This window comes from Fibrobacter sp. (assembly GCF_017545445.1).
In the GTDB taxonomy this organism is placed as follows: domain Bacteria; phylum Fibrobacterota; class Fibrobacteria; order Fibrobacterales; family Fibrobacteraceae; genus Fibrobacter.
Genome location: NZ_JAFWOM010000045.1, coordinates 1 through 23,557, shown reverse-complemented (window position 1 = coordinate 23,557; position 23,557 = coordinate 1). Strand labels below are relative to the sequence as shown.

The 23,557-nt window shown below is 44.2% G+C and carries 24 protein-coding genes; 14 read left to right on the top strand and 10 right to left on the bottom strand.

Going from position 1 to position 23,557, the window contains the following annotated elements; genetic code table 11:
* Window positions 1-220, top strand: a 220-nt coding sequence (locus IKG78_RS05635) for a hypothetical protein (protein WP_290940659.1), incomplete at its 5' end; no start/stop codon positions are given.
* A 176-nt stretch (window positions 221-396) separates the two neighbouring features.
* Here IKG78_RS05635 and IKG78_RS05630 read toward each other — a convergent pair.
* Window positions 397-2,058, bottom strand: coding sequence for a diphosphate--fructose-6-phosphate 1-phosphotransferase (locus IKG78_RS05630; protein WP_173357476.1), 1,662 nt, complete (start codon window positions 2,056-2,058; stop codon window positions 397-399).
* 335 nt (window positions 2,059-2,393) lie between these two features.
* Between IKG78_RS05630 and IKG78_RS05625 the strand changes: the two genes are divergently transcribed.
* The 3 genes from IKG78_RS05625 to IKG78_RS05615 all read left to right on the top strand — a co-directional run bounded on the left by IKG78_RS05625 (window position 2,394) and on the right by IKG78_RS05615 (window position 5,389).
* Window positions 2,394-2,807 carry a hypothetical protein gene (locus tag IKG78_RS05625; RefSeq protein WP_290940654.1) on the top strand — a complete coding sequence of 138 codons (414 nt, stop codon included), beginning with the start codon at window positions 2,394-2,396 and terminating at the stop codon, window positions 2,805-2,807.
* A 218-nt stretch (window positions 2,808-3,025) separates the two neighbouring features.
* Window positions 3,026-4,675: a PEGA domain-containing protein gene (locus tag IKG78_RS05620; protein WP_290940651.1), complete on the top strand. Its 1,650-nt coding sequence runs from the start codon at window positions 3,026-3,028 to the stop codon at window positions 4,673-4,675.
* Between the two features lie 9 nt (window positions 4,676-4,684).
* On the top strand, window positions 4,685-5,389 hold the full coding sequence (locus tag IKG78_RS05615) for an FISUMP domain-containing protein (protein ID WP_290940648.1): 705 nt from the start codon (window positions 4,685-4,687) through the stop codon (window positions 5,387-5,389).
* 30 nt (window positions 5,390-5,419) lie between these two features.
* On the opposite strand, the gene IKG78_RS05610 is transcribed toward IKG78_RS05615, so the two are convergent.
* Together IKG78_RS05610 and alr are read right to left on the bottom strand one after the other, a co-directional pair.
* Window positions 5,420-5,980, bottom strand: a complete 561-nt coding sequence (locus IKG78_RS05610; RefSeq protein WP_290940645.1) for a methylated-DNA--[protein]-cysteine S-methyltransferase — start codon at window positions 5,978-5,980, stop codon at window positions 5,420-5,422.
* A 15-nt stretch (window positions 5,981-5,995) separates the two neighbouring features.
* Window positions 5,996-7,219, bottom strand: a complete 1,224-nt coding sequence (alr, locus tag IKG78_RS05605; protein ID WP_290940642.1) for an alanine racemase — start codon at window positions 7,217-7,219, stop codon at window positions 5,996-5,998.
* A gap of 582 nt (window positions 7,220-7,801) precedes the next feature.
* Here alr and IKG78_RS05600 point away from each other — a divergent pair.
* From IKG78_RS05600 to IKG78_RS05590, 3 genes are all read left to right on the top strand, one after another.
* A complete protein-coding gene (locus tag IKG78_RS05600; protein ID WP_290940640.1) occupies window positions 7,802-8,749 on the top strand; it encodes an AgmX/PglI C-terminal domain-containing protein in 948 nt (315 codons plus the stop codon).
* A gap of 92 nt (window positions 8,750-8,841) precedes the next feature.
* Complete coding sequence (locus tag IKG78_RS05595) at window positions 8,842-9,960, top strand: aminopeptidase (protein ID WP_290940637.1); 1,119 nt, start codon at window positions 8,842-8,844, stop codon at window positions 9,958-9,960.
* A 248-nt stretch (window positions 9,961-10,208) separates the two neighbouring features.
* Entirely contained in the window at window positions 10,209-11,480 is a 1,272-nt protein-coding gene (locus IKG78_RS05590) for a hypothetical protein (protein ID WP_290940634.1), read from the top strand.
* A 150-nt stretch (window positions 11,481-11,630) separates the two neighbouring features.
* Here the strand turns inward: IKG78_RS05590 and IKG78_RS05585 are convergent, their stop codons facing one another.
* The 7 genes from IKG78_RS05585 to IKG78_RS05555 form a co-directional block, all read right to left on the bottom strand.
* Window positions 11,631-12,620, bottom strand: a complete 990-nt coding sequence (locus tag IKG78_RS05585; RefSeq protein WP_073424174.1) for an aspartate-semialdehyde dehydrogenase — start codon at window positions 12,618-12,620, stop codon at window positions 11,631-11,633.
* Window positions 12,621-12,642: 22 nt separating this feature from the next.
* The gene (locus IKG78_RS05580; RefSeq protein WP_290940631.1) at window positions 12,643-13,587 is read right to left on the bottom strand and encodes a hypothetical protein; all 945 of its coding nucleotides are present in this window, start codon (window positions 13,585-13,587) and stop codon (window positions 12,643-12,645) included.
* Between the two features lie 15 nt (window positions 13,588-13,602).
* Window positions 13,603-14,082 (bottom strand): single-stranded DNA-binding protein, encoded by a 480-nt coding sequence (gene ssb / locus IKG78_RS05575; RefSeq protein ID WP_290940628.1) that lies wholly within the window; start codon window positions 14,080-14,082, stop codon window positions 13,603-13,605.
* Window positions 14,083-14,267: 185 nt separating this feature from the next.
* Complete coding sequence (locus tag IKG78_RS05570; protein ID WP_290940625.1) at window positions 14,268-15,356, bottom strand: glycoside hydrolase family 16 protein; 1,089 nt, start codon at window positions 15,354-15,356, stop codon at window positions 14,268-14,270.
* Window positions 15,357-15,573: 217 nt separating this feature from the next.
* Window positions 15,574-16,935 (bottom strand): alpha/beta hydrolase fold domain-containing protein, encoded by a 1,362-nt coding sequence (locus tag IKG78_RS05565; protein ID WP_290940622.1) that lies wholly within the window; start codon window positions 16,933-16,935, stop codon window positions 15,574-15,576.
* Between the two features lie 103 nt (window positions 16,936-17,038).
* Complete coding sequence (locus IKG78_RS05560) at window positions 17,039-17,614, bottom strand: flavin reductase family protein (RefSeq protein ID WP_290940619.1); 576 nt, start codon at window positions 17,612-17,614, stop codon at window positions 17,039-17,041.
* 41 nt (window positions 17,615-17,655) lie between these two features.
* Complete coding sequence (locus tag IKG78_RS05555; RefSeq protein WP_290940616.1) at window positions 17,656-18,720, bottom strand: hypothetical protein; 1,065 nt, start codon at window positions 18,718-18,720, stop codon at window positions 17,656-17,658.
* A 167-nt stretch (window positions 18,721-18,887) separates the two neighbouring features.
* Here IKG78_RS05555 and IKG78_RS05550 point away from each other — a divergent pair, with 167 nt between their 5' ends.
* The 7 genes from IKG78_RS05550 (at window position 18,888) to IKG78_RS05520 (ending at window position 23,525) form a co-directional block, all read left to right on the top strand.
* Complete coding sequence (locus tag IKG78_RS05550; protein WP_290940613.1) at window positions 18,888-19,448, top strand: hypothetical protein; 561 nt, start codon at window positions 18,888-18,890, stop codon at window positions 19,446-19,448.
* Window positions 19,449-19,657: 209 nt separating this feature from the next.
* Window positions 19,658-20,542, top strand: a complete 885-nt coding sequence (locus IKG78_RS05545) for a hypothetical protein (protein ID WP_290940610.1) — start codon at window positions 19,658-19,660, stop codon at window positions 20,540-20,542.
* 55 nt (window positions 20,543-20,597) lie between these two features.
* Complete coding sequence (locus IKG78_RS05540) at window positions 20,598-21,266, top strand: hypothetical protein (RefSeq protein ID WP_290940607.1); 669 nt, start codon at window positions 20,598-20,600, stop codon at window positions 21,264-21,266.
* A complete protein-coding gene (locus tag IKG78_RS05535) occupies window positions 21,253-22,014 on the top strand; it encodes a hypothetical protein (RefSeq protein ID WP_290940604.1) in 762 nt (253 codons plus the stop codon). The genes IKG78_RS05540 and IKG78_RS05535 overlap by 14 nt, the downstream gene beginning before the upstream one ends.
* Window positions 22,015-22,029: 15 nt before the next feature.
* Window positions 22,030-22,644 carry a hypothetical protein gene (locus tag IKG78_RS05530; protein ID WP_290940601.1) on the top strand — a complete coding sequence of 205 codons (615 nt, stop codon included), beginning with the start codon at window positions 22,030-22,032 and terminating at the stop codon, window positions 22,642-22,644.
* A gap of 2 nt (window positions 22,645-22,646) precedes the next feature.
* Window positions 22,647-23,300 (top strand): hypothetical protein, encoded by a 654-nt coding sequence (locus IKG78_RS05525; protein ID WP_290940598.1) that lies wholly within the window; start codon window positions 22,647-22,649, stop codon window positions 23,298-23,300.
* 57 nt (window positions 23,301-23,357) lie between these two features.
* The gene (locus IKG78_RS05520; protein ID WP_290940594.1) at window positions 23,358-23,525 is read left to right on the top strand and encodes a hypothetical protein; all 168 of its coding nucleotides are present in this window, start codon (window positions 23,358-23,360) and stop codon (window positions 23,523-23,525) included.
* Window positions 23,526-23,557 lie beyond the last annotated feature (32 nt).

Genomic DNA, 23,557 nt, shown 5'->3' with positions numbered 1-23,557 from the left:
CTTAATAGGTGATAATCCACAGGATTCCGCATGGAGTGAAAAAGTGAGATTGAACCCGGGAGATAGCGTTATTTTCTATCCTTGGCCATGGTCCGATTTGGAAAATTTAAAAATATCGGTTGAATTTGGTGAAATTGAAAATAAAGACTCTATTTTATTCTTTGATAAAAACGCAATGAGTGCACTTAGGGAAGATTCGGTTATTAGAATTCAAAATTGACTTTAAAAAATTTGAATTGAATCTCGATAAAATTTGATGATTTTGATTTTAACAAAAAAAGAGAAGCCCTAAAGGACTTCTCTTTTTGAGTTTTGCACGTCATTCCGGCCTTGAGCCGGAATCTAGATGGCGATGTCATGGCGGACCTGATCCGCCATCTGTTCGCCATGACGTTATTACATTGCACCGCGTTCGAGCTTGATCGTGAAGTTCGTGATGTCGCAAACTTCGCTCGGACCCCAGTACTGGATCGGACCCGGATAGGTGTAGGATTCAGTCTTAGCCCATTCGTCGCGGCGAGCGGCGAAGTACTTGAACGGAGCGCTCATCGGGCCATCGAGTTCAACGAGAGCCTTGCGGATAACCGGCTTGTCGGCACCGTGACGGCGTTCGATGTTCATCATCATGGTGATCGGAAGGCCGCCAGCGACCCAGTTTTCGATACCCTTGGTGACGTTGCGGACAGAGCTCATGTAGCCGTTCATGCCGTTGAGGGCGAGAACGGATGCTGCAAAGCCGAGGCTGTAGCAGTAGTCAGCGTCGAAGTTGGACGGAGCGGCGCAACGGCCTTCGTAACCGAAGAAGTGGTTGAGAGCAGAGAACTTGCCCTTGAAGTCACCACGGTTCTTGAGTTCCTTCTTGACCATTTCGATGATGAGCTTTTCAGTTTCGATGAGGGAAACCTGAACGTTTCCATGGCTGTCGCGTTCGAGCATGAGCTGGGCCTGGATGCCAGCCGGGAGGCTCTTCAAGACTTCAGCGGATTCAGCGCTGACCCATGCGCAGAGCTTTTCGACCTTAGCAGCTGTGTCGAGACCTTCGACTTCAGCTTCGTGGTGGGCGAGGGCTTCAGAGAGTTCAGAAATAAGAACGCCAACGTCCGGGATGAATTCGAGGAGGCCTTCCGGAATGAGGGCAACACCGAAGTTCTTGCCCTGAGCTGCACGAGCATAGACAACGTCAGCAACCTGCTTGATCACGTCCTTGAGCTTCATCTGCTTTGCCTTGACTTCTTCAGAGATAAGGCAGATGTTCGGGTGGGTCTGGAGAGCAGCTTCGAGAGCGATATGGGAAGCAGAGCGGCCCATGAGCTTGATGAAGTGCCAGTACTTCTGAGCGGAGTTGGCATCGCGCATGATGTTGCCGATGAGTTCAGAGTAGGTCTTCACAGCGGTGTCGAAACCGAAAGAGGTTTCGATGAATTCGTTCTTTAAGTCACCGTCGATGGTCTTCGGGCAACCGCAAACGCAGGTCTTCACGCCCTTGGACTGGAAGTATTCACCGAGAACAGCAGCGTTCGTGTTAGAGTCGTCACCACCGATGATAACGATTGCGTCGAGGTCGAGCTTGTTAGCAACTGCGATGCACTTGTTGAACTGTTCTTCAGTTTCGAGCTTGGTACGGCCAGACTGGATCATGTCGAAGCCACCGGCGTTGCGGTAGGCGTCCATCTTGGCGTCGTCAATTTCAATGTACTTGCCGTTTTCGAGACCGCTCGGACCACCGAGGAAACCAAAAAGGACGGAATCCTTGGAAACGGACTTGATGCCGTCGTAGATACCAGCGATAACGTTATGTCCACCCGGAGCCTGGCCACCAGAGAGAACCACGCCCATGCGGAGAGCCTTGCCAGCCTTGGCTTCGGCAGCTTCGAACTGAACAACCGGAAGACCGTAAGTGTTCGGGAAGAGTTCCTTGATCTTGGCCTGGTCGCTAACGGATTCCGTAGCTGCACCCTTGTTAATCTTCACGCTCAGGGCACCGTTCTTGAGGGAGACCGGGAGCTTCGGCTGATAGGCCTGACGGGCCTTGGTCAGTACAGAGAGATTTTCGGACATTGTTTATTCCTTTTGTTAATCCCGCAAAAAAAGCGGTTTTTGGTTAAAAATTCCGTGTGAAAATATAGAAATTTTTTCATCATTCTTGCACCGTTTTTATGTCATCCCCGCTGCGTTTTTATGTCATTCCCGACTCCGATCGGGAATCTCCTCCCAAAAATTACCACCCCCTAGCAATAACAAGAACCTATTACAATCCCATTTTTATAAAAAAAATGTATTAAAATTTTAATTTTACTCTTCAAAAATTGTAAAGTTTTTTCTATATATGCGGCGCGTAACAAAAAAGTAACGATTGGCAGAACATATTCTGCGAAAGTAAAGAAGGAGTGTGTATGAATGTTTTAATTTGGGGTTCCGATACAATTTTAGGTCATGGGCTCCTGTCCATGCTCAAGGAAATCAAGGATGGAGTTTCGTTCCATGCTGGGAATTTTGAAATTGGCGAAATCTTTGTCTGCGACTCCCATTCGAAAAAAGAAGAAATCGAAGAAGCGTGTGCCAATGCCGATTTCGTATTCAACATGTCCTACGGATTCAAATCCGACGAACTGATAGAAAGCCTTAAAGCAAACGACAATACATGTCCCATTCTTTTAAGCCACTATGTCCACGAAGCCGATCTTTTCCGTGAATATGGCCAAAATAATGACGTGCCCATCTTTGAATGGTCGCCCGTTTATGACATGGAACTCTTGAGCGTCGAAGCTCAAGTCTATGACATGATCGGCGCTATGCAGTGCGCATAGGTTAGACGAGAGAACGGACCTGCGGTCCTACAGACGAGAGACAAGAGGGATTAGGCGGCCTGTGGGCCGCTTTTTTTTTACTTATTCCAATAGATACGAAACTCTTTAATTTTTATCGTCTTTTTTGTTTTCAAAGATATACATTTACAATTATGAAAATGGTATTTTTCCTTTTTCCTTTAATTTTGTCATGTTTTTCAGGGGCATTCGCAGCTTATGTGGCTGTGCTTGAGACTACTGTTGACTCAAAAACAAAAAGCAAGGTTTCTTTAGCGGACCGACAGTTTCTCACAAACGTCTTGCGCGAAGAAGCTGTAAAGCAACTCCCCGCTGCGCAAAATTACACCATCATGACTCGCGACAATATCCTGCAAATGCTCCCACCTGGTAAATCCATAGAAGATTGTGAGGGATCATGCCTTGTCGAAACTGGCAAGAACATTTCTGCAGACTTTGTTTGTCAAGCCCGCATGGGGAGCTTTGGCGGCGCATTTTCGCTTTCGGCGGAACTTTACGAAACCGCAGGAAACAAGCTTATCGCAAGCTTTAACGGCCAAGGTTCAGACTTGAATGAACTGTTGGATCTTATATTGCAAAAAGCCCCTAAATTTTTCAAAAGCATTAAAAACGAAAAGGATGATTCCGAAGACTCAGGTTTTATTAACGTTGGCGATATAGGGCACTTTACCACTACAGAAGGGAATAACGTTGTTGTCCAAAAAAAATTTATGGTGGAAATCGTGACATCGCCAAGTGGCGCAATTCCGACAATTGACGGAAGGGGAATACCCAAGTGCCCCCAAACGCCGTGCAAGGTTCAAGTGGCAGAAGGAAAACACAGGTTTATCGCAACGCATGAACTCTATAAAGATGCTGAAGCGCTTGTAGAAATTGAAGAAAACAACCAGAAAGTAGAACTCAAGCTTTCTCCGAATTTTGGTCTTTTGGCTATTAAACCTGTTGTTGAAAAAACAGTGGCGTTAAAAGGCGAATTTAACGTGACTGTAGATGGGGAAATCAAAGAAGGACCAAACATAACATTAGGATCAGGCGTCCATACGGTACGAGTGAAACATACTTGCTATGTTCCTGTAGAATTTAGGGTTGCTATCGTGCCTAGAAATACTGAAGTTTTTGAAAAGGAATTGCAAATCGCCAAAGGCACGCTTGAACTCCATGCTGAATACAGAGGTCGCCCGAAATCGGTCGCTGTCGCCGTTGACGGCGTTATCGTCGGTGAAACTCCTTTTAGGGGAGAGGTTCCTCTTTGTTCGGATATAGCGCTCATGGGGAACGGTTGGACTGAAACTGTAAACGTACAGCCTAAGTGGCATGATGTTGTGATGCATACGCATAAGCTAAAGAATAAACCGAAAGGAAAAATTTTGACAGAGGAACGTCGATTGAAAATTGAGGCCAAAAGAGCTGCGGATTATGCGTGGGAAATGCAATTCCAACCCGAATCTATTCAAAATGCAGATATCGATGAAAGTGAGGACTATTCTGAAAATGAGATCACAGCAAGCACGGATAGCATCCAGGTTCAAGACATTTTGGAAAGTAGCAAGCTTGATGAATATCAGGTGAGCCGTGTGGGCGAAAATATCCCTGCTCACGTAACTGCGAAAAAAAAGAAGAACATCCATTGGATTCCGCTCGGAATCGGCGCTGGAGTTTTCACTGCAGGAGTGACTCTTGCTGTGATTGGAAATTCGAAAGCTAAAAACGCATACGAAACAAAGTTCCAATCCCGAAGTGAATACTTGAAAAACAGGGATGATGCGCACAGTGGGCAAAAAATGCGCAGTATAGGAATCACTCTGGCCATAGCCGGCGCAGTTGGTGTTGGCATGAGCTTTGCTTTCTAGGAGGTATGCATGAATTACTCTCGTATTATCGTTCATTCCTTCTTCTACATTCTTGTCGCCTGTATCCTAATATCTTGCACCGATTACGAGTCGATGATAGTCGATGAGTACGAAGAATGTGTTATCGAATTGACAAAAAGTTCATCCAGCAGTTCTATCCAAAATATGCCCAAATACAGTAGTGCACGTATGTATGTATATGATACAACTAAAGTAACCCTAGGTGCTTTAGCTGATTATCGTGATGGCAAAATCTACATTACTATAACCATAGGAAATCAAACATGGATGGCTGAAAACTTGAATTTTAAAACAGAGAACAGCTATTGTTATAACAACAATGAAAGCTACTGCGACAAGTACGGAAGACTTTACACGTGGATAAAGGAAATGTACGAGATTACTATGAAAGATGTTTGTCCCCAAGGATGGCATTTGCCAACGATTGCGGAATGGAATGTTTTGTACAAGGAACTTAACGCTGAATCTGTATCAGAGCGAATATTTTTGAATGTGTTGCCTGCAGGAGCTATGTCCGAATCAGGGACTTTCTACGACGAAGGTTTAGGTTCCGGCTTTTGGACAAGCATCATTGCGTATGATGAAGGCGAAGCTTTTTGCATGAGTTTTTTTGGCAACGTAGAAAACGCTTCATCTAAATCCATGAGCCAAAAAAAGGGACTCTCAATCCGCTGCGTCAAGGATGCACAATGATTTTTCAAAGGATGCAGCTCGTCCAACCGTTCATTCTAAAATTAGTTCGTTCGGAATAGCACCTTCCATACAAAGGAGCCTTCTTTTTAAACCGACGCCAAGCGCATAACCGCTCAAGCGACCACGGCTATCAATGACGCGGTGGCAGGGGATAATGACTTGTATCGGGTTCCGGTGCAAAACGTTTCCGACGGCTCTAACAGCCCCGGGCGCATCCACAGCTTCGGCCACTTGCTTGTACGTCCAAGTCTTGCCGTAGGGAATATTGCGTGTGACTTCCAGAACTTTTTTCTGGAAAACAGTGCCGTAAATTTTAATGGGTATAGAAAACTCGCAGATCTTGCCTGCGAGGTACAAATTAAGTTCGTTCACCGCCTTGCGGTAGGCGTTGCGAGTACGGTTCTGCAAGTTCATTTCCTTGTCGGGACTAGCGTAAGCGCAAGCCTGCATATTGCTCGAAGTTGCTTTTACTTCGTTCGAAGTTTCCCGAAATTTTAGACCACAAAGTTTATTGCCTTCAAAAATAAAGGTCCATTCGCCCCAGACATTCCGGTGGCTTATCTTTGTGAATTTCGGTTCATCGAATTTCATACCATACGGCACTTCCTAGCGCAATGGATATTCCTTGAATTCCTTGACGCCAAATTCTTCCTTGAGAAAGTCCCAGCGCACAAGGCGATTCTTCCAGTAGTATTTGCGGTACAAGCGACGTGCCACACGGCTTGTTAATTCATATGGAATTGTGTGGTGGTCGTCGGCAACACTTTCCATCGAAATGCGAAAATCGAGTTCGCCGTTCACGACATCGACCGTTTCGCCAACTTGCACATCCGGGATGTGGCTAACGTCAACCATCGTCGCATCCATGCAAACGCGTCCGAGAATCGGGCAAAGCTGTCCGCGGATAAACACGAACCCTTTGTTGTACTCGCCGCGAAGGTAGCCGTCGCCATAACCGATAGCGATGGTTGCAATGCGCGTCACTTGCTGGGCGGCCCAGTAACCGCCGTAGCTCACCGTTTCGCCCGGCTTCACGTCATGCACGTGACGGATGGTGGATTTGATTTTCATGACAGGCTTGATGGGGAGCGTTGTTGGGATAGCACCCATGCAGTTGTAGCCGTAAAGCGTAAGGCCCGGGCGAACCATGTCGAAGTGACTTTCGGGGTGCGTGAGTGTGCCTGCCGAGCTGGAGCAGTGGCAGATTTCCGGACGAAGTCCGTCTGCGTCAAGCACATCGACAAGTCGAGTGAAACGTTGAATCTGAACTTCCGTTTTCGGGTTCCCCGGCATGTCGGCTGTTGCAAGGTGCGTGAACATGCCTTCGAACTTGAGATGTTTGAGAGTGAGCGCCGCACGGATGTTGTTGAAATCTTCGGCATCAAAACCGTAACGGTTCATGCCCGTGTCAATCGCGAGATGGGCCTTGCAGCTTGTGCCCGTATCGGCGAGGAATTGGTCAAATGCAACTGCGGTACGCAAGTCGGTAATGGCTGCCGTCAGCTGAAATTCAACAAAGTAAGCAAAGTCGGAAGGCGTGCAAGGGCCGAGTACGAGAATCGGCAAGTCCATGCCGTACTGGCGCAGCAACATGCCTTCGCTGATGTGAGCGACACCGAGGTAGTCGGCACCGCCGAATTTAGCGGCAAAAGAGCAGGCGAGGCTTCCGTGTCCGTAAGAATCAGCCTTTACAGGGACGAGGATTTTCGTCGAAGAAGGAATTTGGCTTCGTATAAATTGAATGTTGTTGCAAAATGCGTCCAAATTGATTTCGATCCAGTTCGGGCGAGCAATCTTATTTAAATCGGGAGGAGTAGGTAAAAGTTTCATGATAATGAAAATATAGGTAAGTTTTAAGAAAATGGTGCAAAGAACACCTGAAAAAGTCGCCCCTTGTAATCCAATATGGAATAAAATAGGTTGGGCTAAGTTTTGTAAAATTCTAAAGCTTGATTTTTTCCCAAAATTGCACGCAATCCCAATAACTACGGACATTGTCTTTTTTGGTCTGAGTTTACATTCCTCTGCATGAAAATTTGTTTACTATTTCTCGCTTTTTTTTCAAATTTTTTATTGGTACTTTATGGTTGTGTAAGGGTACAATTCACTTCACGATTCGAACAAAGAAAAATGAAATGAATAAAGTAATTCTCTTATAGGATGGTTTTGAATTTCTGACACTGTGTGAAATCGCAAGTTTCTTATGAATGATAATTTATAGTAAATAAGTTGCAACATAATTAATTTGCGTGCGAACTTTGCGTAATAGTTCATTAAAAGGCTAGCCTTAATAGCCTTAAGGTTCTGTTGCGATGTTTGTAAAAAACGCTCCGCCATGGAACGATATCCAAACTATTACCCCTCATTTAACAAACAACAAAAACATCAACCCTTCAAAAGGAGGATAGAATCATGAAACCGATGAATAAGAATGAGGAAAAGTTCATCGCATCGCTGATGCCAGATTCCGACAAGAAAATGGTGCGCATTGCCAGTGCATCTTTTCTTACCGCGATACTGCTGTGCTTCTGGGCGACGACGTATGAACAGATTGTCGGGGAGGTCATGTTTGAACCTGCACCCGCCAGTGAAATCTTAACAACATTAAAAATTGAAGAAAAAAAGGAGGAAGTAAAAAAGCCGGACCCACCGAAGAAAGTTCCGACGAAAGAAGAAATCATGCGTAAAAGACCTGGCGGTGGAGGAAAGCCGGCTGGAAAAGGCGATCCGAAAGCAGCCCTCCAGCGTGGTGTCCTTCAAATCTTGACTGCGATGACGAACAACGCCGCCGCTCAGGCATACGACCTTGCAAACAAAACTTTCGCGAAGGATATGGACAAGCGATTGAAACTTCTTAACGGTTTGCAGGTGAACGGCAAAACACAACTGGCTTCTGTACGTCGTGGCAAGCCTGGTGGTCGCTGGAACGAAGGCGTTGCAGAGGGCGGCGCTGGCGGAATTGGCGATATGCTTAGCGGATTGTTGGGCGGTGGCGGTGGTGCCCTCAAAACAAAAGCGAAGGGAACAATAAGGGAACCTAAAATGAACGAAATCGACATGGGTTCTGCAGGCGGATCTCGTTCTGCTTCTGAAATCATGAAGGTTGTTCGTCAGCGCATGTCTGGACTCCGCCATATTTACAACACTCACTTGAAGAAAAAACCTGGATTCCAGGGGAAGGTCACGTTGAGGTTTACGATTGCACCGGGCGGTGAAATTATAAACATCGCGATTGTATCTTCTTCGACGGGCTACAGCGAATTCGATAGTGATGTGAAGAATGCCGTCAAGCGCTGGACATTCACAAAAATTAAATCGGGAAATACGACAGTGACGGTCCCATTTACCTTTACGGAATGACCATTTGGAGTAGAATTTTATCGTATAGATTTATAAATTTAAGTCGGCGATTCTTCGCCGGCTTTCTATGCTATTTATAAGGGACTAAAAATATGAAAGATCCTCGCATCACGCAACTTGCTGAAAATTTAATCAACAACGCCATCGCTCTCAAATCTGGCGAAAATATTTTAATTGAAACAACCGATACGCCAGACGAACTTTCGACGGAACTTATCAAAGCGGTCGCAAAAGTGGGCGGCAATGCATTTGTCCATAATTATAACAGCCGTGTCCGCCGTGAAGTTATCCGCTCGGCATCCGAAGAACAGATGAAACTTTCGGCAGAACTTGCGATGGATGAAATGAAGAAGATGCAAGCCTACCTCTCCATCCGCGCCATGAACAACGCAATGGAAAACTGCGACATCGACGATAAGAAAATGCTTGCATACAGGACCATCACGCAAGACGTTTTGAATTACCGCGTGAACAATACGCGTTGGTGCGTGCTCCGCTGGCCGAACCCGTCAATGGCTCAAGGCGCAAAGATGAGCACGGAAGCTTTCGAAGATTTCTACTTCAAGGCATGCCTTGCCGATTACCCGAAGATGCAACGTGCCGCACAGGCTTTGGTCGATCTCATGAACAAGACGGACAAAGTGCGTCTCGTGGCTCAAGATACCGACATTACGTTCAGCATCAAGGACATCCCGGCGGTGCCGTGCTGCGGCAACATGAACATCCCCGATGGCGAAGTCTATACAGCTCCGGTGCAGGGGAGTATCGAAGGCGTAATCCACTACAACACGCCGACGCTTTACGAAGGCAAACAGTTCAGCAATATCCGCCTCGTCTTCAAGCAAGGCAAGATTGTCGAAGCGACTTGCGAAACGGGCGATAACAAGAGCTTGAACGCCATCTTCGATACGGACGAAGGCGCTCGCTACGTGGGTGAGTTTGCAATTGGCTTCAATCCGTTTGTGCTTTCTCCGATGTGCGACATTTTGTTCGACGAAAAAATTGCAGGAAGCATCCATTTTACGCCGGGCATGTGCTACGAAGATGCTCCGAACGGCAATAAATCCGCCATTCACTGGGACTTGGTGCTCATCATGCGTCCGGAATACGGCGGTGGCGAAATCTGGTTCGACGACAAGCTCATCCGCAAAGACGGTCTCTTCGTGGTCGATGAGCTCCAGTGCCTGAATCCAGAACAATTAAGTGGTTAGTGATTAGTGGTTGGTGGTTAGTGATTAGGGCATCTTCGATGCTGCTGATTTAGACGGAAAGACGAGAGACGAAAGAAAGAGCTGTAAGCTATGAGGTTGGTCGCCGGAGTTTATCCCGCACCAATTGCGGGGCTCCCTTTGAGTTTACTCATCGCTCACAGCTTTTTTCTTTTTTTTCCAAAAAGTTTTGTTTTCGCGCCGCAATATTTATATTTTTGATACATCTAACCCTTTTGCAAGGATATTTTATGAACTTAAAAACGACTTTTGGTATAGGCTTGGTGAGCCTTGGTATTGCCTTTGCTCAGGAAGGCTCTTATGAATCTACACCGATGGCTCAGTCCATGAGCGAACAGGAACTCCAGAAACAAGAGGAACAAGCAGCAGCTTCTCAAGACCTTACGGCTCCAGTTCCGTTTGTCGCTCCAGAAATTCCGAAGGAATCCAAGCGCTCTTCTTTCAATAGTATTTTGCACGGCAAATCCTATAACCGAAACAGCAACATGGCTGCGGCAAACAATACGGACCTCTTGCTTACCTACCCGAACTTGTTTGCAAACCGCAAATTCTTCTATATTGAACCAACCAATAAGCTGGGCATTCTTTCTCTCGGTTCGTTCTTTACCGCTTTCGACATGTCCAATCAGCTGGGCAGACTCACTCTTGGTTATGCGGCTCCAGGCTTCGGCTTTTATATTAGAGCCGGTCTTGGCCGTGACAGAATAAGCAACAATGGAGAAGGAACCGTTACTGTTAGACAAGAAAACAACACTACTGCTACAGTCGCACCCGGTGTTCGATCGACAACATATAGCGGCGATGACTGGGCTTTTGCTATTTCTAAGGGATTCTTGGGAATGAATGTCGCTTTGAACGGTGATTGGCTGACCAAAAAAAATCAGGTTCATGTAGATCCGGATAATGGCAGAGAAACTGAAAATAAATATGATAGTCTCACAGTCAACTTAAGCTTGACCAATGCCCCGACTGCAAAAAATTTCACTTGGACTCTTGGAGCAAGATTGTCGAACAGCCGCGACGAAACCTTAATTAATGGCGATATCGATGATGCCTCCCGAAATTCTTTCATCGATATCGCTCCGTATATTCGTGGAGGTCTCTCTGTTCTTGAAAACGAGAATGCTCGCGTCCTCTTTGGTACAGCAGCTATTTTCTCTTACAGGAATTTTTATGATCCCATTGAAGTCAATACTCTTACAGCAATACTCCAGCCAAGCATTTTGGGTGAAGTTTTCGTAGGCGAAAAGAAAAACTTTATGTTCTACGGTGAAATCGGTTATGATTGGATCGTCTTCCAGTATTTAAGTAACAGTGCAGTTGACTTTTCTGTAATGACGGACCGCATGAATGAATTGAATGCATCTGTCGGTTTCCGTTACCAGTACAAGGACTTCCTTGCAGTTGAAATGGGCATCGGACAGCAAGTATTCTCCAGCACAAAGAGCATCTTCAACGGAGACAATACATTCGTTGACTTCAGTGCTATGATCCGCTTCTAATCAACGATTAACAGTCTAAAAAGCAACGCCTCCCGAATGGGAGGCGTTCTTTTGCTTATAAAGGGGATCCCGGCACAGAGGCCGGGATGACATCGCAAAAAAAAAGAGCCTAGCAAAATCTGGGCTCTTTTTTAATTGCGCGAATCACGATTAGAGGCGTTCTGCGATCTGGACAGCGTTGAGAGCGGCACCCTTGCGGATCTGGTCGCCAACAATCCAGATGTTCATGCCATTGTCGCAGGCGAGATCTTTGCGGATACGGCCAACATAGACATCGTCGGTGCCCATGAGGTTGAGCGGCATCGGATAGACGTTGTTTGCCGGATCGTCACAGAGCTGGAGGCCTTCGCCGTTCTTGATCGCGTTGCGGACTTCTTCAACAGAGAGTGCGCGTTCCGTTTCGAAGCTGATGGCTTCGGAGTGGCAGCGGAGAGCGGAAACGCGAACGCAGGTAGCAGCGCAGCGGACGTCGCTGTGCATGATTTTCTGCGTTTCGTTGAACATCTTCATTTCTTCCTTCGTGTAGCCATTGTCGGTAAACACATCGATGTGCGGAATGAGGTTGTATGCAAGCTGATGTGCGAACTTCTTCACGGTGACCGGCTTGCCTTCGACGATTTCCTGATACTGCTGCTTGAGTTCTGCCATGCCTGTTGCACCGGCACCGCTTGCGCTCTGGTAAGAGGAAACGTGGATAGTCTTGATCTTGCTCAAGTCGTTGATCGGCTTCAAAGCGACAACCATCATGATGGTCGTGCAGTTCGGGTTCGCGATGATGCCCTTGTGGAGCTTGATGTCTTCCGGGTTTACTTCCGGAACGACGAGCGGAACGTTCGGATCCATGCGGAAGAAGCTTGTGTTATCGACGACGACTGCACCTGCGTCAACAGCAATCGGAGCGAATTCCTTGGAAACGCTTGCGCCTGCAGAAGAGAGCACGAGATCAACGTTCTTGAATGCGTCCTTGCAAGTCAATTCGACTTTGAGCTTTTCACCCTTGAATTCATATTCGCGACCGACACTGCGTTCGGAGGCGAGGAGCTTCAAGTTCTGAAGCGGGAAGTTACGTTGTTCAAGAATCTTGAGGAGTTCCTGACCTACTGCGCCGGTGGCGCCCATGATCGCTACGTTACGAATCATAGATTTAACCTTTTTCTTATTGTTACGGTTGATTGTTCGATTTTAAATTTTTAATGGTCTGTTGGAATTGGTCGATGTGTTTTTTGGCTTCAACCATCAAGTCTCGAGCTTGAGAGAATTTTTTCATCTGTTCACTAGGATCTTCAAGAAGACAGTAAGCGTACAACGTATGCGTCGCATTGCGAAGCGTCTCCGTCGCCTTGACAAGTTCAGCATGCGCGTCTCTAGTTTCAAGCGGGTGGAACAGCCCTATCGCCTTGCGGTTTACAGAAGTCGCCTTATTGTTGATGGCGAGCGCCTGCTGGCTTCTCTTTTCGCGTTCCATCTCGCTAGCACTGGGCTCTAACGGTCCAAAGGCATCGATAGAATGCATGATGTCGAACATCTTGTTTACAACATCATCCGCTTTTTCATCATAAGATTCAAGCCTGTCCAAGACCTCGGGTGCGATTTCTACATCGTCCGATTCATCGTTATGCTTGTACTTTTTGGCTTTAGCGGTTGATTTGCCCTGTTGCGTCTTTTTTTCTTGTTGTTGATCGAAAGACGAAATGTAATCCTCGTATTGCTTGTTCGCTGCAACAAGTTCAGCAGGGGAGTAGGCAGACGTAAACACCAAAGTCGGATGTTCAAAGCAAGCCGTTCCGATAAAGCCGGTCAACATGCACATGGAAAAGAGAAGGAACGAAATCATATTAGACCATTCATCACTTTGAACCAAGCAAAGAAGACTGAATAGAAAAAGCAAAAAGAACGAAAGTAAAATACCACCTTCGACATTCTGAACAATGATGGTATCCTTCACGAAGTAAAATAGACAGTCTATCACTATCGTCAGTGTAGAGAGTATAGCTCCAATGACTTTCGCGTTACGCCCGGAATGGGCTGCCGTGGCGAATATCGTTATAAACGAAATCCCAAGCGGCAACGCATAGATGAGCGCTATTTCTGCAATTCCTTGATTCATTCAGACCGTCTTGAATTAGAACGGAAGATCGACGTCTTCTTCCGCCATGCCGGCATCGTAAGACGAAGCACTATTCTGCTGCATTCCGTTAAAGCTGTTGGGTTGGTAACCGCTGGTCTGGCTGAATCCTGTTGCAGCGGGTGCACCACCCTGACCACGCGGAGTGAGGAGCTGGAATGTATCCATATTGATTTCGGTGACATAACGTTTCTGACCGCTCGTCTGGTCCGTCCAGCTGCGGTTCGTGAGGGAACCTTCGACATACAGGCTCATGCCCTTGCGAATACCAAGCTGTTCGACGATATCTGCAATCTTACCCCAGCCGATGATATTGTGCCAATCGGTCTGCTCCTTCTGTTCACCGTTGTTATCGCGATAACGACGAGATGTTGCAAGAGAAAAAGAAACACGCTTACGACCACCGTTAGGATTGACACGAACTTCCGGATCCTTGCCAATGTTACCGATGAGCATAACCTTATTCAAATAAGCCATATTATTATCCTGTTTTATTTTTTGAATTTTCGCAAACAAAAATACAAAAAGAAATATGACAGTTTTGTGTCAAAAATTAAAAAAAACGAATTTTGCTCCATTTTTTTGCATTCAAATAAAAACCATGTGGCCAAAGCCACACGGTCTTTGCGATATAGAGAATTACTGAACAAAATGGACATTAATTAATATTCAAAGTTCACGCGATAACGCTTGTGACCATTGGGGTTCACTTTCGCCCCCTTTGCATTCACGAGCCCACGGCGATTCTTTGCTACAGTCGGCGTAGTGCGGATCCCATGAATGGCATTCGTTTCGCTTGATGAACTAGGCGGAGTCGCCTGACTGCTCGAAGAAGCGACGCTTGAGGAACTTTGCGGAACGCTAGAAGAACTAGCCGCAACGCTACTCGAAGACTTTACGCTGCTAGATGATGCAGGAGCTTCTTCGTTGTCTTTCGGAACCTGACCGTTAAAACCTTCCTGACCTTTCTTGGTGAGGGCGATGATAGCCATGCCGTCCTTGGTGAAGATGTTGCTCGGGCTAATGTCAACGCGGTTGCCGTCAAAAGTCCAATCACCCTTGCTCCAACGACCATTGTCAAACTTATCGAAGTTGTCGGTCCAAAGGAGCTTGAAGTCTGTGCCGTTGTCGCCTTCGCCCGGCTTGTATTCATAAACTTTCACCCAGTTGATGAACTGATAGACCGGCAAAATGTTGTCGTTCCATGCACCGACCCAACCAGCATCTTCGTGAGACCACAAATTAAAGCGGAGACCTTGCGGCTTCAGGCCTAAATCTTGCACTTGGTTTTTGTCGTTTTGCCCTTTGACCGTTTTACGGACAACTTTACCATCGAGAATCCATGCCACATAATCCGGGGTCCATTCCATGCCATAAGTGTGGAACGACTGGTTTGACGCAGGATTGATGGTATGATGCGCTTCGCTAGTCACCTTGCGATCTGGCTGACCATCGCCAGGGCCGAAACCTGTAATGATATTGGACTGGAAACTGTTAGGATTCTTGCCCAAGATTTCAATATCCACTTCGACCCAGGGTTCGTTACCGCCCAAGTAAGAATCGTTGTGGTAAAGAAACATGGAACTTACCGTCCCCGAGCCAGCCGCCATCTGCATGCGAGCTTCGAACTTGCCGTACATCCATGTATCGTTAGTGTAGAGTTCGGCCCCGCTATATTGCTTTGCACAAACTGTTGACGTAAGAGCAGCTGCGACAAGAGCACTTTTGATGGCCGTCTTCTTGATATTCATTATTCCTCCACGAGAAAGCTAAAGATACATCCCATACACCTACCAAGACATCCTATCTCACTGAACATAAAAATACGTTTGTTAAAAGCATCAACCAACAGTTCTAAACAATTTCATATTTCAATCCGTATCAACTGTATCGTTTTTATCCAAAAAAAATCCCTGTCACGCTGATTGCGCACAGGGAGTTCAATAAAGGAATAGGGGAGTTTGTTGTTTATTTGCTCAGTCCAAAGCGGATTGACGGCTCGCCATGCACACGTAGCACATAAACTCCATTTTTAAGAGAACTCAAATCCACGGACTCACCAGCAGAAACGCGCCCAGACATTGCAGAACGTCCACGAAGATCCACGACTTCATATTTCAACGCATGGCCGCGAGTGACGGTAAAGCTCTTGTTGCCATGCAACATTTGAATACCGGATTCACGAGCAACAGCACGTTTGCCAATAGATATGGGCGAATCCGCGGAAGCTAGTTTGTATAGAAAATCGAAAACTTTTGTACGTACCGGCTTTTCATATTCAGCTTCATCGTAAAATTCGTGATAAGCCCTTTCTACAAAGTAAGTCTCATGATCGATTTTCTTAGCCTTCAATACGGAGTCGATAACAAAGCTTCCATAAAGTGTCGGCGTTCCGATATCAAGCTTTATCAACGATGCCAGCGCCGCCATGCTGTTCGGGAGCATGTTCGCTATCATCTTGCTTGCATTTGCGAGTGGGCGGCCCGTCTTGAAGAGCACAGTCTCGTCATCCGTCCCGTGAACGAGGAAAACTGGAGTCTTGTTATCGCCGATGATGTTCGGGTTATGCACGGCTCCCCACAAAGCGACAACACCGTTCGCATGGGCATCTACGCCTTGTTCGCCATAAATATTTAAGCTGCCGAGGTCCGGAGCCCCATTCTTTTGGACGTAACTCGGAAAATCGGTTTCTTTCGCTGTATAGATATTTTCAAGGGAGAGGATAGCTCCGGCACTGTTACCGACAAGATAAATTCGATTGGGGTCGATGCCGAGCTTGTCCGCGTTCTTGCGCATGTAGCGGACCGCGGCATTGATGTCCTGAACGCTGCGATAGACGGCACGGCCAAAGTCAACGCTGTCGATACTGTATTTGATGCCGCTGCCTTCAAGCGTCACGCCCATGCGGTATTCAATGGATGCGGCAACGAAACCACGTGCGGCAAGGGAATCGCAATATGTGACAGTCTGCTGGTCCGTATCGTCCTTCGCTCCGGCCACAAAAGCTCCGCCATGACTGACGATGACTGCGGCACGCTTCTTTTCTGTATCACCCTTCGGCGTGTAGAGGTCCATCAGCAAAGGCTTGAGTTCAACATCATTCTCGTTTGTGTAAAAATAGACGTACTGACCGACTTCTTCAATAAGGGTCGAGGATAACGAATGCAAGGAACTTAAATGCGGGACGTTCGTCGCATAAGTAACATCCTTAGTCTTTTCGACCGAAAATTGACGATCCTTGTAACGTTCTGCGGCATTGGCGGAAACCGCTAAAATTCCCAAAGCGGCAAGGGCTAGTAATGCTTTATTGTGGGATAAACTAAAGTTCATGCATCCCTCCAAATGAAAATGATACGGATAATGATACCGTATCAAATATAAATAATTGAATTTTTTTTTCAAAGTGGGGGAGACCGCCCCCACGCACAAATCATTAACTTTTGGCGATTTTAAGGCCGTCGCTAAACGCCTTGCCGACTATTTCGCCAACAACGCGATAAGCATGAGCCGCCGAGTCATACGAAATCGGTTCGACTTTGCCCAAATCGACCTTCCCGTCTGCGCCAAGGACGCTTTCGTCTGCGCTGGTGTTGACGACTTTGCCTACGATATAAGTGCTGCCGTCAAAGTCCGGGCTGCATTCCAAGAGTTCGCATTCGAGAGTCAACGGATATTCTTCGAACATCGGGGCATCGACATGTTCGCTTTTGACAACATGAAGGCCAGACTTTTCAACTTTGTTCGCCATCTTGTTTCCGCTGACCACGCCAAAGAAATCTGAGACGACAGCAGTCTTACGTGTACCGAAGTTCACGGTAAACGCTTTACGCGCCTTGATATTTGCGGTCGTCTTGTGGTCTGTGCCAAGGCAAATCGCGATTTCGTCATCTTCGCGCTGGCCGCCCCAGGCTGCGTTCATGGCGTTAGGGGAGCCGTCTTCGTTGTAAGTCGCGATAATGAGTACCGGCAGGGGAGTGATGATTGCTTTTTTTCCAAAATCTTTACGCATAGTTAAGGTATTTGATTATAGGGTTAGGGGAGAGGTTTATTCTATTCATCGTCGTCAGGAATGACGCCGGTCTCTTGAATTTTGTCGCAGTCGCCAATTAAGGGGGCTGCAATCATGGGCATAATATTCTTTGCACTTTGTATCGATAAAGATTCCGTTATTACATGCCCTTCGCATTTGATGGTGTAGTTTGGATTTATTCCAGCTTCTTCAAATTCCTTTATTTCGTCTGCGGCCTCGGCCTTTGAATCCGTGCATTCTTGATCAACTGAACTTTGTGCAACTTTGGAATCAAATTCATCCACTTCCTTCATTGTGAACGAACCATTTTGGAAAATAGCTTCTACAGTCGCAGTTACCGAATCTTCTACTACAACCTTCATCTTGAACAGGTTGTCCGTATCTTCGATGATTTGGCATGTCGCCTTGGCTGGGCCTGAAGGTTTGGCTACAGTACTTGTGTCTTGTGAGGGGACTGGAGGATTGTCAACTGGGGGCTTTACCGTTGTATCAGGAACGTTAACGGGGATGTTCATGGCATCGCAAGTAGCCTGTGAAGACTTGACGATATCGTCAATGCTATGTCCTCCGGCGGGTTGTTTCATTTTAGCGGTAATATTTCGCTTGCTGCAAATTACGGTCGCATCGAGTTCTGTAGCCAAGCTTTTGCTTTCTGCGCATTGTTCTTCGACAAAAGAATCGGGTAGAGCGGCATCGTATGTCATGCTCGATTCGATTTCGACCATGTCCCCGACAAAAACCATCGTCGTCTTTGTTGCGGCTTGACCTGCTACGACTGTATTCATTTCGATTGTATTGTCTGACAGCTTTTTTACCGTACATTCATTTTTTGAAAATGTTTGTGGGGTAGAATACTCTGCAGATGACGATTGTGGGGTTGACAACTCTGAAGATGAAGAACCTGGTGTTTGGAGATTCAGGTTGTCTGAATTTTGCCCGATGTCTTGAACCGACGACGAAGAAACGATTTGGCTTGAAGATGAATTATAAGAAACTTCTTCAAATGGCGCTGTAGAATTATCCGGAGAACAAGCGACAAAAGCGATTGCCGACGCAGCGGAAAATGCAAGAAACTTTTTATACATGATATCCTTTATGTTTTATTTTAACCTAAATATTAATATACAAAAAAAGAGTTTTTTTTTTCTTCAAAAAAAAATATTTGTAAACACAAAATTACAATTTTGCCTAATTCTTGCAAAAATTTACAAAATCTTACTTTGTATATTAAAACACAAACAACGAGGTAATCATGAAATATTTATTCACCCTTCCATTGGCCGTCTCGGCTTTTCTTGTCGCCTGCGATTCTAGCAGTACAGCTCCGGATTCCTTCACTAAAGGCGATTTAATCTACGAACGTCATATAGACCTAAATGAATTCGGCTCTATGCAATGCAAGGTTTACGCAACAGATGATGTCATTACAATAGAATCTAGCGTGAATTCGATGGGGGACAATTCCTATATAGTGATATTGGAAAGCAATTTTGGAAAAAATCCTGCGACGTTTCGTGGCGAATACAACATGTCTGGGAAGTATTTAATGTCTAGTGAGCAGACCTGCGAAGGAGCAAAGGAAGTTATTGCCAAATTAGAGAACCAAAAGATCTCTTGTTCTAGCAACAAAGTCTCCTTTACTTCAACAATGCCGCAGCACGTCAATGAAACGAGCAAAAATCTTTATATTTTTACGTTGAAGGGTAAGATGGAATCCATTTGTGATGAAATGTACGAAGGAATTGCTCAAGGGTTCGCAGAACTTAGCAGCGGAAAGACTTTAGAAGACCTGCAGGCTAACGAAGAATTGTAAGAAACTTCTTCAAATGGCGATGTAGAATTTATTCTTTAATAATTTATTCGTTGTTATTTTAGTCTAGATATTTTTTAATATACAAAAAAAGAAATTTTTTTTATTACCATAGAAAACGTTTGTAAACATAAAGTTACCAAAATATTTAATTCTTACAAAAATTTACAAAATCTTACTTTGTATATTAAAACACAAACAACGAGGTAATCATGAAATATTTATTCACCCTTCCATTGGCCGTCACGGCTTTTCTTGTCGCCTGCGATTCTAGCAGTACAGCTCCGGATTCCTTCACTAAAGGCGATTTAATCTACGAACGTCATTTTGATAGCAATTTGGGGAATGGGAAATGCTACGTCTATGCAACAGACAACAGCGTTTCTGTAGATTTTACAGTCAACGTGATTAATGACAATACCTATTTGAAACAACAATTAGAATGGAGTTTCGGCAATAAAGCGAATTACCGTGGAAAATCAGAAGTGTCGGGGCTCTTTGTCATCATGAAAGATGAATTATGCGAATCAATGAAGGAACTCGCAAATGAAATGGACAATGGACGTTATACATGCACAGAAAATGGTGCAACCATTAGTGCAAGTCCTTCGGATTACGATGAATCGCAAAAGAAATTGCACATGGCAACATCAAAAAGCATGATGAAAAGCCAGTGTGATTCTTGGCATGATGATTTTTCAAAAAAATTTGGCGATATGGCTCAAAACGGTAATTTAGGTGAAAAAGCAGAGTCCTGCGAACCCGTCTTGAACGGAAACACAATAACAACGACTATCAAGTATCCAGATAAAAGTGCAATCATGAAAATGACGAAAGAAAATGGCGGTTACACGATGACTGAAGAATATACAGGGATCGATGCCGCAACTTTGGCAAAAGTATGCGAAGCCTACAACAAAGAAAGCGTCATTAAGAATGTTGTCTGCTCAGGTTCGACAATCACCTATCAATCCAACACTTCGAAAGTGCCTGAAATCGCAGATTATTTAGAATACGATCAAAAATATCAATGCCCGAGGTTATTGAACGGGATGATGACTCTTGAAGACATCTGGTATAATCAGGAATGTGAATAGGAAAAAGAAAGTCGGGCGAAAGTCCGGCTTTTTATAAATTAGGGGAGGATGTCTTATGAAGCTCCTTAAAATTATACCTATAATCGCCGTTGCGTTCCTGGCGGCTTGCAAATCAACCGTTCCGCAGTCCGAAAGCCTGCTCGAAGAACATACTTCGTCGATAGTCGAGAGTAGTTCAAGTGTTGCTGTGGAGGTAGATTTTTCGAAACCGAGATTTTTAAGCCCGGAAGATTCTGCGGCGATTTTTAAAGATTTAAGTAAATACGTTTTTGATTCAATTATATTTGATATGTCGGAAAATTTTTTAGATGATTTTCGTGGTGGTTGCGATGGAACCCCATCTTTAGCATTATGCGATATCCACTATGACAAACAGAAAATTCATTTAAACATACTAAGTCAAAATAAAAAATATCAGTTTAATTTGAATATTGAAAATGGGATTGCTACCGTACAAAAAATGTTCTTTGATTACGATGATGAAAAAGTGCGTAATTTATGTACCGAACACAAAAACGACTCGACGAAGAAGAACGTTACATGCAATAATAAATCCATATCATTTTCGTTCAAAGACAACATTAATGGATATGATTTACGCAATCTTGGCGGTGAATATTATGAGGATTGCGTGTTTGGATTGACTCATGTGAATGTGAACTGCGGAATTATTCATAATTTAAAAATTAATGAAGTTGAATGGGAAGAAGATGAAAATCCTTAAAATTTTACCTATAATCGTTATTGCGCTTCTCGCGGCCTGCAGATCGACTGTGCCGCAGTCCCAAAGCCTGCTTGAAGAACACGTTTCGTCGGCGGGGGAGATCTGTTCGAGTTCAATAACGGAGCTTACTCTAGAAAGTAGTTCGAGTTTCAGCTCTAGTTCTAGCGCAATAGTACTTCCTATAGCATGGGATACTTTAACTTTAGACGATGATATCGATTTCGGCGATACTTGTATTATGTGGGGACGTCTTTTCTGTTGGAATTATGATGAACTTCAAAAAGATTCACTATTGAATTTCAGAATAGCGGAATATTCGTTATTATCTTCCTTATATCATGCACTGTATCAAGGTGCTTATGTCTATTTTCAAGAAAGTTGCGGTGGCACTTTTTTGATTTCAGCGTGCGAAGTTTTATATAAAGACAATAAGCTCCAATTAAACGCGTCATCTGCTGGAAGTGTGGTGACAATTTCTGTGACAATAACGAAAGGTCTCGCAACAATACAAGAAAAAATCAACTATTCACAAAAAGAGTTTTTTGATAGAATCTGTAGTTATCACAAAGAAGACCCCAAAACAGAGCATGTTGAATGCATTGAAAATACAATAACGTTTACCATAAAAAATAATTTTAGCGATAACGATTTAAAAATCCTTGCTAATGAACTCGACAAAGAAGCTTGCGACGCCTGGCATATGGATCAAACACGTTCACAATGTTATTTCGGTAATGGTGAAAATTAAAAAATTGGGAAAAACATGAAACTCGTTAAAATTTTACCCATAATCGTTATTGCACTCCTAGCGGCGTGCTGGTCGTTCTCGTATGCAGAAACCGAGTCTGACAATGACAATCTAAATTTAGATTCAGCTTTTCAAGCTTTTGATAAAGAATATGAATCACACAATTGCAGAAATAGACCAGAAAATTTGAAACTTAAGGCCGCAAAAAATTCTTTAGAACAAGCCATATTCCCAGTGTTATTAACAGATAAAAATATATCAGGATGTGGATTCGATCATGACGTTTCATCCTGTAAAGTTCTTCTTAAAGATGATAAAATCCAGCTAAATGTGTTATCTGAAGAAAAAAACGTAAAAACAACAGTAAATATTGCTAACGGAATTGCAACGGTCCAAGAAGAATTTACAAGCCACTACAACGATGCTGATTTGGCGAAGTTTTGCCAACTGCATCAAAATGATAAAAAAGTAAAAGATGTCAAATGCGTCAATAAAACCATCATTTACACCTTAAAAGATAACTTTAACGATATCGATTTAAAGAATCTCGAGGATGAATTATATTGTCAATGTGTTCGGTGGCTAATATTCAACCACAGTTATTGCGGACAGCGATCTGATGAAAACTAAAAATGAGATTCCTTAAAATTTTACCCATAATCGCCATTGCGTTCCTTGCGGCGTGCAAATCAACCGTGCCGCAGTCCGAAAGCCTGCTTGAAGAACACGTCTCGACAGCACAAGAAAATAGATCAAGCTCTGCGGAGATGTCTGTAAAAAGCGAAAAAGATTCTACAGTTATTTTTGACCGTATAAAAAATTACGTTTTCGACTCAGTTTTGTTTGATATGAAAGAGAACTATTATGTTAAAACAGATTGTGGTTGTGGCTGTAGTTGGCCAGACGTTTTCTCATGCGATGTCCAATATGACAAAGAGAAAGTTCATTTAAACATGTTAAGTCTAAATAAAAAATATCAATTTATCTTGAACATTGAAAATGGTATAGCGACTGTTAAAAAAATTTTCACCGATTATGACGACGAAAAAATTAACGATTTATGCGCCAAACACAAAAGCGATCCGAAAAAACAGAATGTTGCATGCAATAATAATTCCATAGCATTTTCGTTCAATGATGACTTTAGCGGATATGATTTACGCAACCTTGGCGGAATGTATTTTCAAACCGATTGCAATTTTGCAATGGCGTTTTTAAGAGGTATATGTAATTCGAATTATATGAATGAACAAAACCGCCCCAATATCATTGATGAACTTGAATAATTAATGAAATTTTTGCATTTATTCTTATATTTTTGAGAAAAAAAAAGGAGTTAAATTATGTTTTTATGGGAAATTGCCATAGTTTTTGGAATTTCATCAATTTGTTTCACTTTATGGTCTTTGGCTTCTACATTTAGAAATACCGAAAAAACACTAAAACACCTTGATGAAAATGTACAACTTATGATAAATATTTATTTAACAAAAGAAAAATCTCAAAAGTGACTTTAGTTTACATAATCCGCATTATCGGCAAT

Bases quoted from the DNA above. Each gene is read 5' to 3' on its own strand.
- IKG78_RS05630 (WP_173357476.1), bottom strand. From the start codon at position 2,058: ATGTCCGAAAATCTCTCTGTACTGACCAAGGCCCGTCAGGCCTATCAG.
- IKG78_RS05625 (WP_290940654.1), top strand. From the start codon at position 2,394: ATGAATGTTTTAATTTGGGGTTCCGATACAATTTTAGGTCATGGGCTC.
- IKG78_RS05615 (WP_290940648.1), top strand. From the start codon at position 4,685: ATGAATTACTCTCGTATTATCGTTCATTCCTTCTTCTACATTCTTGTC.
- IKG78_RS05610 (WP_290940645.1), bottom strand. From the start codon at position 5,980: ATGAAATTCGATGAACCGAAATTCACAAAGATAAGCCACCGGAATGTC.
- alr (WP_290940642.1), bottom strand. From the start codon at position 7,219: ATGAAACTTTTACCTACTCCTCCCGATTTAAATAAGATTGCTCGCCCG.
- IKG78_RS05600 (WP_290940640.1), top strand. From the start codon at position 7,802: ATGAAACCGATGAATAAGAATGAGGAAAAGTTCATCGCATCGCTGATG.
- IKG78_RS05595 (WP_290940637.1), top strand. From the start codon at position 8,842: ATGAAAGATCCTCGCATCACGCAACTTGCTGAAAATTTAATCAACAAC.
- IKG78_RS05590 (WP_290940634.1), top strand. From the start codon at position 10,209: ATGAACTTAAAAACGACTTTTGGTATAGGCTTGGTGAGCCTTGGTATT.
- IKG78_RS05585 (WP_073424174.1), bottom strand. From the start codon at position 12,620: ATGATTCGTAACGTAGCGATCATGGGCGCCACCGGCGCAGTAGGTCAG.
- IKG78_RS05580 (WP_290940631.1), bottom strand. From the start codon at position 13,587: ATGAATCAAGGAATTGCAGAAATAGCGCTCATCTATGCGTTGCCGCTT.
- ssb (WP_290940628.1), bottom strand. From the start codon at position 14,082: ATGGCTTATTTGAATAAGGTTATGCTCATCGGTAACATTGGCAAGGAT.
- IKG78_RS05570 (WP_290940625.1), bottom strand. From the start codon at position 15,356: ATGAATATCAAGAAGACGGCCATCAAAAGTGCTCTTGTCGCAGCTGCT.
- IKG78_RS05565 (WP_290940622.1), bottom strand. From the start codon at position 16,935: ATGAACTTTAGTTTATCCCACAATAAAGCATTACTAGCCCTTGCCGCT.
- IKG78_RS05560 (WP_290940619.1), bottom strand. From the start codon at position 17,614: ATGCGTAAAGATTTTGGAAAAAAAGCAATCATCACTCCCCTGCCGGTA.
- IKG78_RS05555 (WP_290940616.1), bottom strand. From the start codon at position 18,720: ATGTATAAAAAGTTTCTTGCATTTTCCGCTGCGTCGGCAATCGCTTTT.
- IKG78_RS05550 (WP_290940613.1), top strand. From the start codon at position 18,888: ATGAAATATTTATTCACCCTTCCATTGGCCGTCTCGGCTTTTCTTGTC.
- IKG78_RS05545 (WP_290940610.1), top strand. From the start codon at position 19,658: ATGAAATATTTATTCACCCTTCCATTGGCCGTCACGGCTTTTCTTGTC.
- IKG78_RS05540 (WP_290940607.1), top strand. From the start codon at position 20,598: ATGAAGCTCCTTAAAATTATACCTATAATCGCCGTTGCGTTCCTGGCG.
- IKG78_RS05535 (WP_290940604.1), top strand. From the start codon at position 21,253: ATGAAAATCCTTAAAATTTTACCTATAATCGTTATTGCGCTTCTCGCG.
- IKG78_RS05530 (WP_290940601.1), top strand. From the start codon at position 22,030: ATGAAACTCGTTAAAATTTTACCCATAATCGTTATTGCACTCCTAGCG.
- IKG78_RS05525 (WP_290940598.1), top strand. From the start codon at position 22,647: ATGAGATTCCTTAAAATTTTACCCATAATCGCCATTGCGTTCCTTGCG.
- IKG78_RS05520 (WP_290940594.1), top strand. From the start codon at position 23,358: ATGTTTTTATGGGAAATTGCCATAGTTTTTGGAATTTCATCAATTTGT.